We start from the raw sequence: 11836 nt of genomic DNA, 5'->3' as shown, positions 1-11836 counted from the left end.
TTATGATACGATATACAATGCCTTTCAGAAAAGGAGTAATTGTATGAAACAAATATTTGAAAAACTTAATGCAATCGCAGCATATGCAATTGCCATCAGTGCAGTTTTGATTATGCTCATCACCAGTATTGACTATAACTGCTTTGATAAAGGCTTCTATGCGAAAGAATATAAAGATTTAAATACAGCCCAGTCCCTTGGGATGACAGAAAAAGATTTAAACAAAGCCACTTATACTTTGTTAGATTATCTTAAAAATGAACGGGACGATATTCAAGTGGAAATTTCATTAAAAGGCACCAAAACAGAAGCCTTTAATGAAAAAGAAGCTAGTCATATGGTTGATGTAAGAAATCTTTATCATTTTGCATTGATCTTACGTAAGGGATGTATCGTCGCCTTACTTGTATCTTTGGTATATTTAATATTCCAATATCGTGGTGGTATTTATACACATTTAAGTATCGCTTATATGAAAACGGCGATTTTATTCTTTGTCTTTTTTGCTCTGGTAGGATTCTGGGCTTATGCTGATTTTGATGCTTTTTGGACTGCTTTTCATCGTTTAGCATTTAGAAACGATCTCTGGCTGCTGGATCCATCAACGGATTTGATGATCAACTTGTTCCCTAGTGATTTCTTCTTTAAACTGGTATTTAAGATTATTACCTGGTTTGCGGCAGGATTTGCAGGTTTATTCGCTGTTAGCTATGTTTATTTAAGACATCAGCTACATAAAGTACATAAGGAGTTGATGGGGAATGATGAATTACCACAATCTGATACTGGCAAGTAAGTCCCCTCGAAGAAAAGAACTTATGCAGGACTGTGGTTTTGCTTTTCGTTCTATCTCATGTGATTGTGATGAAGTATTTGATAAAGATATACCAGTAGAAAAAGCAATTGAAAAAATAGCATATCAGAAAGCCAAAACGGTATGGGATGCGTTTCCTGATCAATTGGTGTTAGGCTGTGATACGATGGTCATTTTAGATGGTGAACCACTTGGCAAACCAAAAAATCGCGAGGATGCAAGTCGAATGTTAAAACAGCTGTCTGGTAGCACACATCGTGTAATTAGTGGTGTAGCAATTCTTGGTAAGGATGTCCACATTGTATTTCATGATATCACAGAAGTTACATTCTATAATATTGAGGAGGATGATTTACAACAATATCTGGATAGTGATGAGCCTTATGACAAGGCTGGTGCTTATGGCATCCAGGGAAAAGGTAAATTGTTTGTGAAGGAAATTCATGGTGATTATTATAATGTGATGGGTCTTCCAATTGCGAAAGTCTACCGTGAATTGAAAAAGCTCTTAAAAAATCAATAAACTTTGCGAAAGCTGTTGAAAAAATATAGAAATATATTATAATATAATAGCTTTCCAAAGAAAGCTGCCGACATAGTATAGTGGTAATACAGAGCAATGGTAATGCTCAGCGCGCAGTTCAATTCTGCGTGTCGGCACCATCTGAAAATGAAAGTCTTCCAAGTGGAAGGCTTTTTTTATATAGAAAAACAAGGAAACTATTCATTTCCTTGTTCTTTTTCTAATAGCTTATCAAATTCATTTTTTGGCAATGGTTTAGAGAAATAATATCCCTGAGCGATATCACAACCAATGCCCCTTAAAAACTCTAATTGTGCTTTTGTTTCTACGCCTTCCGCAACTGTACGGACATTTAATGATTTATTCAATTCTATAATGTATTGAATAATCTTTTTTTGTTTCTCATGATCTACACCCATATCCTTAACGAAGAAACGATCTAATTTCAGTTCATCAAATGGCAGTGCCTGTAAAACATTCAAAGATGAATAGCCACTTCCAAAATCATCCATCGACACTTCAAAGCCTAATTGATGAACACTTTGAATTGTTTCCTTTAAGATCTCCATATCTTCCAACGCAACACTTTCAGTTACCTCCAGCACGATTGCGGAAGTATCAACATGATGTCGTTTTATGATTTTCTTTATATCTTCCATATAATTACTGCGATACATCAACATTCTTGACTGATTTACATTTATCTGTTTTATACAATATCCTTTAGACTGCCATTCTTCCATGTATGAGAATGCATGATCTAATACATACATATCCAGTTTTGTGATAAATCCATTTTCTTCAAATAAAGGAATGAATTCATCCGGCATAATGATTTTACCATCCATATTCCAACGGACAAGCGCTTCTGCGCCAACAATCTTTTCAGTCACAATATCATGTTTGGGTTGAAGATATACTTCAAATTCATGATTCTGTAGTGCTGTTTCCATTCTTGATTCTATTAAACTTTGATGTTGGGAAGCATTATATAATTTATCATCATAAATATAGATATCACTATTGCTATGCTTTTTACATTCTTTTAATGCCATCATAGCCCGATTGATCACAAGATCAATCGCCTGATTTTGTTCACGTTCATCAAAAATCTTTATTCCACAGGAGCATTGGATATAATAATGCTGTTGCGGATGTAGTTCATAACTGCATATCTTCGCTTTTAGTTTTTCCATGCGTTTTATCAGTGTTTGTTTATCTTGTTCATGCAGCATCAGACCAAAACAATCCGCATGATGACGATAATATAATTCATCTGTCTGGATTTCCTCTTTCAAACATTTTGCGAAATATTTCAAAAAAGCATCTCCAGCCTGATATCCAAATAATTCGTTAATCATCTTAAAGTTTAAAATATCAAGCTCAACGATACTATAATATCGACTTTTCTCTAATAACGCATTTGCCTCCAGTAAAAATTTACTCTTGGTATAAGAATTGGTAAGTTCATCAAAATATGCGATATTTTCTAATATTTTTCGACTACCTAAAATGATTTTATTGATATATTTTAATAAGGCGCTTAATAGAATAATAATTGCGATAATCGCCATGATAGATAATTTGGAAACCATACGTAAATTAGAGGTCAGTACAGAGTTAGGTACCATACTTACAATTAACCAGTCATTAATTCCCAAAGAAGTAAAATGCGCCAGATATGTATTGCCTTGCTGATGATACATGAAAGATCCATCTTCTTTATTTTTCAACGCCTGTTTTGCTTCTTCTAATTCATCCTGACGATCAAAACTTAATTGATATATATTATCATAAGTCTGATTGGGGTCTTCTTTACTTCGTATAACAAGTGCGCCATCACTTTTCACAATTCCCGCAAAACCATTACCTAATGAAGGCAGATCAACAATACTGCGATATATTTCTGAATCATTTACTGCACATAATGCCCCAATAATTTTACCTTTATGATAAATTGGCACTGCATAAATATTAATATATCCATCACCAAAAGAATCTTTAATTGTATCTGTGATGACTTCTTCACCATGTAATGCCTTTTTTACATAATCCATTTGACTTAAATCAACATTTTCTATTCTCTGTCCGCTAATATCCACCATTGTGGTCATACCATCGGTTCTAATAAACCCCATACGCATAAAACGATTCGCATTATTTATTTCTTCAAGAATTCGATACAGATGTTCTGTTTCCACAGCTTCTTCTTCCCCTAAAATTGTGGCCATCCCATCTAAAGTTTCTATATCTCCATGTATTTGACGAAGGATAGAAGCTTTATATTGTGTGGTCATCTGAGCTAAAAATTCATTTGTTTTTGCATTTTGCTGGTCATTGATAAACCACAAACCACTTAAACATAAAGAAATAAGTACAAACGTAATCGTTGCCACCACAAGAATGGAATGTCTGATTTGATTGTCTACCCGTTTCATTTTCTTCCTCCATGTACCTCCCTATTATACCATTTAATTTATCTGAAATGTAGAAAAAAAATATCCTTTTCTATGAATAAAACACATAGAAAAAGGAAAAAGTGAAAATATTCCATATCCTCAACAATTTCCTTTATACACGTAATTTAAATTCATTCTCGCAATATGACATAAATGTTCTATTTGATCAACATCAGTAGGTGGAATATGACAATGATATCGTGGAAAATATCGACTGATATGTAATGGTATATCTTTACTGATTGACGCAATCCATTTTGTCATTTGTTGCATTTCTTCTTCTCCATCATTTCTTCCGGGAATGATCAGCGTTGTTAGTTCTACATGTGTATACGCACTACAAAGTATGATATTTTCTTTGACCAGTTCAAGATTTCCACCTATTTTCTCATAGAATCCAGAAGTAAATGCTTTTAGATCAATATTCATCGCATCAATGTATGGCAATAAATCCATTAGATATTTTGATGTAATCGCACCATTTGTTACCAATACATTTTTAAGACCATGCGCATGTGCAAGTTTTGCACAGTCATAGATAAATTCATAGCCAATAAGTGGTTCATTATATGTATAGGCAATCCCAATATTTCCTTGTTCATCTGCTAAACGCAAAGCTAGATTTACGACTTCTTCTGGTGTCAGTTTTTCATATTCTACATGATTTTCTTGTGAAATGATTGCATTTTGACAAAAATCACAATGAAAGTTACAACCAAAACTACCAATGGATAAAATACTAGAGCCTGAATGAAATTGTGCAAGTGGCTTCTTCTCAATAGGATCTAATGCAAGTGATGTCATACAACCATAATTTAAAGATACAATTTTCCCATCTCTCATACCTCTGGCTTTACAAAATCCTGTTTTTCCTTCTGTTAATTCACATTGATGAAAACACAAATCACATTTCATGATGGCGAATCACCTCAAATCTTTGAATCCTGAAATCATCAGCTTCATCGATACCTGCTTTTGACAAAGCAATGCGTAATTGCTGATCAAATGTATCTACACCTTCTAAATCAGGCAACAATACTCCTCGACGTAATCCATCATCCACAATCACACCATATCGTTTCACATCTAAATCATCATCACAACTTGCTGGTTCAGGATCACCAAGTATGTCCACACTATATTCTATCAAATGCAGTTCTTCTTTTCTGACCGCATGAAAACGCGGATCTCTTGTTCCTGCAGAGATTGCATTTGCGATAATCTCTTCTCCAACATTCTTTTTCATTGGTGCCAAAGTTCCAATACAGCCTCTAAGACGATTATTTATATGTAGAGATACAAATACTGCCTTCGGCATATTCATCTTTTCTGGAATAAAAGCAGATGATAATACCGTATGATAACGAACATAGTGTTCTAAAGACATTTTCGCAAGCGCCACAAAGGGGTCTTTTTCTATATCGATTGCGCAAATACCATATCCCACACCAAAGGTTCCCTCATATGATAAAAACCTTGTACGATAAGCATATTGAGATAAAATACCCGTTAGCATCAGAAAAGAAGGAAGCCCACATTGTGCACATTCTTTTAATACGGATTGATTGATTGTCTGTAATGCATCAAAATCATTTTCTTTCATAATTCGAACGATTTCTTTATCAAACACTGGACCTTCTTCACAATATCCATAAGGACCATCTGCTTTTAATCGATGAGATAAATCCCCACTTGCGATTACAACGATTTTTTGATTCATTTCTTTTATCGCTTTTGCGATGCATTTCCCAAAAGTGACTTGTATATCGATATCCAAATCGCTGACTCCAATTCGTACGATTTCAAAATCATGATATTCTTTTTCAATGAAATACAGAGGTACCATCGTACCATGATCCAGCAGCTGTGCATCATCACCCAATGTTCCCGCTGGTATCTTTGCTATTTGTGCCTCTTTTTCTATTTTCTCAATCAATTTTTTATCATATCTTTCATGAAAACTTACTTGTGATGCATGAAACTGTGAGAAATCTCCTTTTGCTTCATCACCAGATGATATCGCGATATAATTACGGTAACTTGGCGCATGTGGAGAAAATATCAATATAGTATCTGGTCGCAGTTTTGCGATTTCTTTTGCGATTTGTTCATATGCTTGTTTTGTTTTATTAATCTTTTGTTCCTCGCCTTTTCCTATTTCATTTAAAAGAATTGGTGGATGGGGAACCATATATGCAGCTAGTAGCATTGTGATCACCTCTACGCTCATTATAACACTTTCACACAAGTGAAACAGACAAGTTGAAGTTTTATGTCATAAGTTAAGGAGAAATTTTAAGAAAGTAGATATGAAGCACTTGCCTGTTTCATTGCAAAGGATAACATATTTTTTCCCATATGTCATAAAAGTGAAAAATAATTGTTTTTTTTGCGAAAATATTAAAAAAAACTTTAAGAATCTATTAAAAAAAGGTACAAATCGTACCTTATAAATTCTCTAACATAATCTGGCAGCCATCAACTACACAACTCAGTGCATTTTCAGCTACATACACTGGAATTTTTAATTCATCACGCATCAACTGATCCAGGTTCTTTAATAAAGCGCCTCCTCCAGTCAATACCAAACCATGCTGTACAATATCAGAAGCAAGTTCTGGAGGTGTTACTTCCAAAATCGTTTTTGTCGCATGTACGATTTCTCTTAAACTCTGGTGAATATAAGATTCAACCTCATTAGAGTTGATTTCAATTGCATGTGGTAATCCTGTTTCCACATCACGTCCACTGATACTAATTGTTTCCACATTATCACCAGGAATAGCTGTCGCAATCTGTTTTTTGATTTCTTCTGCTGTCTGTTCACCAATATACATTTTCTTCTGTACACGAACATTTTCAATAATATCATGTGTTAAATGATTTCCAGCTGTTTTAATTGATGTAGAACATACAATATCACCTAAAGACAATACTGCGATATCACTGGTACCACCACCAATATCTAAGACCATATGTCCACTGGCTTTGCCAATATCAAGTCCGGCTCCTAATGCCGCAACCTTTGGTTCTTCTTCCATGAACACTTTTTTTGCGCCTGCTCGATATGCACAATCACGAATTGCGTTCTTTTCCACAGATGTAATTTTGGTTGGATGACAAATTAATATCACGTTCTTTTGAAACATTCCTTTTAAATCACATTTCTTAAGGAAATAATTCAACATCATATCTGTTGCTTCAAAATCTGCAACAACCCCGTCCTTCAATGGACGTAAACAAATCATGTTTTTTGGTGTACGTCCTAGCATATCTTTCGCATCAAGTCCTGCGGCAATACATTTCTTTGATTGCGCATCTACTGTAATAATTGATGGTTCATTCACAACAACACCTTTGTTATCTACACAGATCAACAGGTTCGTCGTACCTAAGTCGATTCCGATTTTTCTTGCCATTACTCATCCTTCTTTCTGCTGTTTCCTAAAATTTGCCAATATAAATATACCACAGAAAAAGGGATAAAACTATTACTATTTACTTTTTTGGCATATTCATCCTTATATAAACTTCACAGCTGTACCATATGCAATGACTTCTGCGGCACCACCCATAATAGCACTGGAAGCATAACGGATATTCACAACAGCATCCGCACCCATCGCTTCTGCCTCTTCTACCATACGTTTCGTCGCAAGTGCTCTTGCCTCATTCATCATTTCATTATAAGCTTTTAATTCTCCACCCACTAAAGTCTTAAACCCCTGTGAAATATCTTTTCCGATATTCTTTGTTTGAATGGTACTTCCTTTCACCAAACCTAACATTTCCAACTCTTTTCCTGTAATGTAATCAGTATTTACTAAGATCATCTTCTTCTCCACTCCTTATCTCGTCAATACGTTCTCTCACGATATATACCCAAAGAAACAATAACGCAATCAAAGGCAACCCAATGATAGACGCTACAAATAAGTTGACTTCAATACAAAACACCATGGCGATCCACATCAAAAAGTACCCCGATACAATCACCCCTATCACAATTGGTGCTATCATTTTCTTATTCATAATCGTTTCTCCTCGTCTATATCTTTATGCTTTTATTATGACATGAGTTATTAGAGGAACACAAGCATTATTTGAAAAAGATAGTTACTTTCATCCCTGTTTGTTTATCACCTGTTACTATGGTAGCATATTCTATCAAAAATGCAAAAAAAAGATGACTCCCAAAGGAATCATCTATCTTTATAATTATAAATATAATTATTTGTTCATTGCTTCAGCGATAGCTACAGCAACTGCAACAGAAGCACCAACCATAGGGTTGTTACCCATACCGATTAGACCCATCATTTCTACGTGAGCAGGAACTGATGAAGAACCAGCGAACTGAGCATCTGAGTGCATACGTCCCATAGTATCAGTCATACCATAAGAAGCAGGACCAGCAGCCATGTTATCTGGGTGTAATGTACGTCCAGTACCACCACCAGAAGCTACTGAGAAGTATTTCTTACCTTGTTCGATACATTCTTTCTTGTATGTACCTGCAACTGGGTGCTGGAAACGAGTTGGGTTAGTAGAGTTACCAGTAATAGAAACGTCTACACCTTCGTGATGCATGATTGCAACACCTTCACGTACGTCATCTGCACCATAGCAGTTAACTGCTGCTCTTTCTCCCTGAGAATAAGCAGTTCTTGAAACTTCTTTTAATTCACCTGTGAAATAATCAAACTGAGTTTCTACATAAGTAAATCCGTTGATACGAGAAATAATTTTCGCAGCATCTTTACCTAAACCGTTTAAGATTACACGTAATGGTTCTTTACGAGCTTTGTTAGCGTTACGAGCGATACCGATTGCACCTTCAGCAGCAGCGAAAGATTCGTGTCCTGCTAAGAATGCGAAACATTTTGTATCATTGTCAAGTAACATAGCAGCTAAATTACCATGACCTAAACCAACTTTACGATCATCAGCAACAGATCCAGGAATACAGAATGCCTGTAAACCTTCACCTAAAGATTTAGCTACTTCATATGCAGTTTTTTCACCTTTTTTGATTGCGATAGCTGCACCAGCAATATATGCCCAGCATGCGTTTTCAAAACAGATTGGCTGAATGCCTTTTACGATGTTGTAAACATCAACACCTTTTTCATCACATAGTTTTTTTGCTTCTTCGATGGAAGAAATACCATATGAATTTAATACTTCATTGATTTTATCAATACGTCTTTCGTATCCTTCAAATAATGCCATGATTTTTCCTCCTATTCGTGTCTTGGGTCGATATATTTAACAGCATCTGCATAACGACCGTAAGTTTTCTTAGCGTTGTTTAATGCTTCTTCAGGGTTAGTACCTTTCTTAACAGCATCCATGAAAACACCCATGTTTACATATTCGTAACCAATGATTTCGTTGTTTTCATCTAATCCCATCTGAGTGATATAACCTTCAGCAAGTTCAAGGTAACGAGGACCTTTTAATTTTGTTGAATAAACTGTACCAACCTGAGAACGAGTACCTTTACCTAAGTCTTCAAGACCAGCACCTACAGGTAAACCGTTTTCAGAGAATGCAGACTGTGTACGACCATAAACGATCTGTAAGAACAATTCACGCATTGCAGTGTTGATAGCATCACAAACCAAGTCTGTGTTTACAGCTTCTAATAAAGTCTTACCAACGATAGCTTCACTAGCCATTGCAGCTGAGTGAGTCATACCTGAACAACCTAATGTTTCGATTAATGCTTCCTCGATAATACCTTCTTTAACGTTTAATGTCAGTTTGCAGGCACCCTGCTGTGGAGCACACCATCCGATACCGTGTGTCAAACCAGAGATGTCTTTGATTTCTCTTGAGTAAACCCATTTTCCTTCTTCAGGAATAGGAGCACATCCGTGACTAGCGCCACATTTTACTGTGCACATGTTTTCAACTTCTTTTGAATAAATCATGTCATTTCTCCTTTCTCGTGTCATCCATGATTTTACCAATGTATGCTACTTTCTAAGAAAAAGTTGTAGCCTTGGTCATGCGTATATCTCTACCCTCTATAAATAGAAATATCAGTTTGGGAACTTTTTCACAAGTATTGTAAAATAAGAGTTTTCCCACTTCTTAATTTTAAATCTTTTCCTAGTTCCTGTCAATGCTAAAGGTGTCTTTTATTCCTACAAAAAGCCCAAATGAAAAGGGATTTTCATCCCTTTCCTACTTTACTTTTACCTTACTTTCCCTTTGAGCGACCTCACAATTTTTCAGAATCAGGGAAATCAAGTCTTTCTTTCGGTTTTCTTCATCAAAATAACATTGAAATGGAATGCTCACACCACCATGTGCTACCACTAATATATTTTGATGCATTGCTTCCTCCATAATATCATCGAGAAAGTCATAAACTCTGTGAAAAACCTCATCAATACTTTCCATACCATACTGTACCGGCTTTTCCCATTTCCAGAAATCTTCAAACACAATATCTTTTCGTTTGGCACCTTCAACTTCTCCAAAATAACGTTCTATAATACGTTTATCTTCATGTATTTCCAATCCATAATTTTCATTTATAATACTTGCTGTATGTCTTGTACGCTGTAATGGGGAACATATAATCTTATCGATATGCACTTGTTTCATCGCATCACGTACCTGTTTCGCCTGTTTGATGCCTTCTTCATTTAATGCGATATCACTTTGTCCTTGTAAATAACCAAGCTTATTCCAATCTGTCTGTCCATGTCTTACATAATAAATACTCATTATGAAATCTCCTTGATCAGTTTGCCAACATCTTCTGGCTTATGTGCATCGCTGGCAGTCATAATTTTTACCCCATTGCTTTTTAAAATATCCAGGAAAACTGGGTTTGTGCCCATATCTTCATGACCATAACGATAATGAATACCTGTATTATTTTCCATATATACATCATGTTCTTTCGCAAGCTTTGCCAGACGTTGATACGTTGGTATTAAATCATACGTTGGTTCATAATGAAATAATTTCAATTGATCTGGATGACCAATCTGAGTAAATAAATCACTACAGATCATATCTTCCATAATCTCATAATAACGCTGATATATTGTATTAGTATCATATTTATCCCATAATATTTCGCGTGAAAAACTATTCATATCATATAGTAATGCATCAATGGAATGGATACTTCCTATCACAAAATCATAAGGATACTTCGATAATACTTCTTTAATCAGTGCTTTATCCTTAGGTGCATAACATACTTCCAAACCAAAGCGTACTTCAATTGGCAGATTCATTGCTTTTACTTGACTGATTAGTTCGTGATATGTGCTTAATGGCTCCAGCTTTTTCTTTTCAAACCATTCTTTCTGTTCATTTGAAGCTTCTTTTAATGCGTCATACATAGGCGCAAATTCTATAAACCGATGCGTATGATCAAGGATTTGGATGGTATCCATTCCTGCCTTTACTCCCGCATTCACAAATTCCATAACATAATCTACCGTTAAAGGTCCATTTTCTAAATGCATATGTCCATCAATCATTTGCTTATCCTCCCTTTTTTGCATTTATTATACCATTATATTAACAGTTTATGTTCAATTTGATATAAATTAAAATATCGTTCATATTTCACCAAGCATATTTAAATGTTTTCTTTTCTACATACAAAAAAAAGCTATAGAAAAAAATCTATAGCTTTATGCGATTCTACATCTTATCTTCATGTTTTCCCTTATTTAACAAAAACATTCCATCTGTATCATCCATAGAATCATGGTGTTTTTTATTAAATCTAAAAAACCGGTAGATAAGTAATAATATAATGATGATAACAATCAAAAGTGCTACTGTAATCCATAAATCCATATTATTCGCCTCATTCCAATATATTGAAAACAAGTGCTCACAAACTTACCTAGTGACTACATTCCCTTTTTTATCAGACAATTTTCCAATTGGTTTATATCCGCAATCATTCACCTCCTATATCAGCATCCAACCCCTGGATCTGATTTTTGATATTATCATTTTACTCTTTGATAACTTCAATGTAAATAACATTATCCTTAC

At 35.0% G+C, this 11836-nt stretch carries 13 protein-coding genes and 1 tRNA gene; 3 read left to right on the top strand and 11 right to left on the bottom strand.

Going from position 1 to position 11836, the window contains the following annotated elements; all coding sequences use genetic code 11:
* Positions 1-43 precede the first annotated feature (43 nt).
* The 3 genes from DW761_RS18700 to DW761_RS18690 all read left to right on the top strand — a co-directional run bounded on the left by DW761_RS18700 (position 44) and on the right by DW761_RS18690 (position 1477).
* A complete protein-coding gene (locus DW761_RS18700) occupies positions 44-796 on the top strand; it encodes a TIGR01906 family membrane protein (protein WP_117454424.1) in 753 nt (250 codons plus the stop codon).
* Positions 765-1337, top strand: a complete 573-nt coding sequence (locus DW761_RS18695) for a Maf family protein (protein WP_117454483.1) — start codon at positions 765-767, stop codon at positions 1335-1337. The genes DW761_RS18700 and DW761_RS18695 overlap by 32 nt, the downstream gene beginning before the upstream one ends.
* Before the next feature lie 66 nt (positions 1338-1403).
* Positions 1404-1477 (top strand) — tRNA-Thr (locus tag DW761_RS18690).
* A 57-nt stretch (positions 1478-1534) separates the two neighbouring features.
* On the opposite strand, the gene DW761_RS18685 is transcribed toward DW761_RS18690, so the two are convergent.
* From DW761_RS18685 to DW761_RS21085, 11 genes are all read right to left on the bottom strand, one after another.
* The gene (locus DW761_RS18685) at positions 1535-3775 is read right to left on the bottom strand and encodes an EAL domain-containing protein (protein ID WP_117454425.1); all 2241 of its coding nucleotides are present in this window, start codon (positions 3773-3775) and stop codon (positions 1535-1537) included.
* Positions 3776-3895: 120 nt separating this feature from the next.
* Complete coding sequence (gene amrS, locus DW761_RS18680; RefSeq protein WP_117454426.1) at positions 3896-4711, bottom strand: AmmeMemoRadiSam system radical SAM enzyme; 816 nt, start codon at positions 4709-4711, stop codon at positions 3896-3898.
* On the bottom strand, positions 4701-6005 hold the full coding sequence (gene amrA / locus DW761_RS18675) for an AmmeMemoRadiSam system protein A (RefSeq protein ID WP_117454427.1): 1305 nt from the start codon (positions 6003-6005) through the stop codon (positions 4701-4703). The genes amrS and amrA overlap by 11 nt, the downstream gene beginning before the upstream one ends.
* Before the next feature lie 238 nt (positions 6006-6243).
* Positions 6244-7215: a rod shape-determining protein gene (locus DW761_RS18670; protein WP_117454428.1), complete on the bottom strand. Its 972-nt coding sequence runs from the start codon at positions 7213-7215 to the stop codon at positions 6244-6246.
* A gap of 102 nt (positions 7216-7317) precedes the next feature.
* Positions 7318-7629 carry a YbjQ family protein gene (locus DW761_RS18665; protein ID WP_117454429.1) on the bottom strand — a complete coding sequence of 104 codons (312 nt, stop codon included), beginning with the start codon at positions 7627-7629 and terminating at the stop codon, positions 7318-7320.
* Positions 7610-7828 carry a hypothetical protein gene (locus DW761_RS18660; protein WP_117454430.1) on the bottom strand — a complete coding sequence of 73 codons (219 nt, stop codon included), beginning with the start codon at positions 7826-7828 and terminating at the stop codon, positions 7610-7612. Before DW761_RS18660 ends, DW761_RS18665 begins: the two co-directional genes overlap by 20 nt.
* A 198-nt stretch (positions 7829-8026) precedes the next feature.
* The gene (locus DW761_RS18655) at positions 8027-9028 is read right to left on the bottom strand and encodes a GGGtGRT protein (RefSeq protein ID WP_117454431.1); all 1002 of its coding nucleotides are present in this window, start codon (positions 9026-9028) and stop codon (positions 8027-8029) included.
* Positions 9029-9039: 11 nt separating this feature from the next.
* Entirely contained in the window at positions 9040-9732 is a 693-nt protein-coding gene (locus tag DW761_RS18650; protein WP_117454432.1) for an iron-sulfur cluster assembly scaffold protein, read from the bottom strand.
* Positions 9733-9988: 256 nt separating this feature from the next.
* Positions 9989-10537 carry a histidine phosphatase family protein gene (locus tag DW761_RS18645; RefSeq protein ID WP_117454433.1) on the bottom strand — a complete coding sequence of 183 codons (549 nt, stop codon included), beginning with the start codon at positions 10535-10537 and terminating at the stop codon, positions 9989-9991.
* Entirely contained in the window at positions 10537-11307 is a 771-nt protein-coding gene (locus tag DW761_RS18640; protein ID WP_117454434.1) for a histidinol-phosphatase HisJ family protein, read from the bottom strand. Before DW761_RS18640 ends, DW761_RS18645 begins: the two co-directional genes overlap by 1 nt.
* Positions 11308-11473: 166 nt before the next feature.
* Positions 11474-11632, bottom strand: coding sequence for a hypothetical protein (locus DW761_RS21085; protein ID WP_158552327.1), 159 nt, complete (start codon positions 11630-11632; stop codon positions 11474-11476).
* Between the last annotated feature and the right edge of the window lie 204 nt (positions 11633-11836).

Origin of the sequence: Absiella sp. AM29-15 (assembly GCF_003434225.1) — a bacterium.
In the GTDB taxonomy this organism is placed as follows: Bacteria; Bacillota_I; Bacilli_A; order Erysipelotrichales; family Erysipelotrichaceae; genus Hoskinsella; species Hoskinsella hominis.
This window is presented reverse-complemented; position numbering and strand designations above follow the sequence as displayed.

Bases quoted from the DNA above. Each gene is read 5' to 3' on its own strand.
- DW761_RS18685 (WP_117454425.1), bottom strand. From the start codon at position 3,775: ATGAAACGGGTAGACAATCAAATCAGACATTCCATTCTTGTGGTGGCA.
- DW761_RS18660 (WP_117454430.1), bottom strand. From the start codon at position 7,828: ATGAATAAGAAAATGATAGCACCAATTGTGATAGGGGTGATTGTATCG.
- DW761_RS18655 (WP_117454431.1), bottom strand. From the start codon at position 9,028: ATGGCATTATTTGAAGGATACGAAAGACGTATTGATAAAATCAATGAA.
- DW761_RS18665 (WP_117454429.1), bottom strand. From the start codon at position 7,629: ATGATCTTAGTAAATACTGATTACATTACAGGAAAAGAGTTGGAAATG.
- DW761_RS18640 (WP_117454434.1), bottom strand. From the start codon at position 11,307: ATGATTGATGGACATATGCATTTAGAAAATGGACCTTTAACGGTAGAT.
- DW761_RS18695 (WP_117454483.1), top strand. From the start codon at position 765: ATGAATTACCACAATCTGATACTGGCAAGTAAGTCCCCTCGAAGAAAA.
- DW761_RS18670 (WP_117454428.1), bottom strand. From the start codon at position 7,215: ATGGCAAGAAAAATCGGAATCGACTTAGGTACGACGAACCTGTTGATC.
- amrS (WP_117454426.1), bottom strand. From the start codon at position 4,711: ATGAAATGTGATTTGTGTTTTCATCAATGTGAATTAACAGAAGGAAAA.
- DW761_RS21085 (WP_158552327.1), bottom strand. From the start codon at position 11,632: ATGGATTTATGGATTACAGTAGCACTTTTGATTGTTATCATCATTATA.
- DW761_RS18700 (WP_117454424.1), top strand. From the start codon at position 44: ATGAAACAAATATTTGAAAAACTTAATGCAATCGCAGCATATGCAATT.
- DW761_RS18650 (WP_117454432.1), bottom strand. From the start codon at position 9,732: ATGATTTATTCAAAAGAAGTTGAAAACATGTGCACAGTAAAATGTGGC.
- amrA (WP_117454427.1), bottom strand. From the start codon at position 6,005: ATGCTACTAGCTGCATATATGGTTCCCCATCCACCAATTCTTTTAAAT.
- DW761_RS18645 (WP_117454433.1), bottom strand. From the start codon at position 10,537: ATGAGTATTTATTATGTAAGACATGGACAGACAGATTGGAATAAGCTT.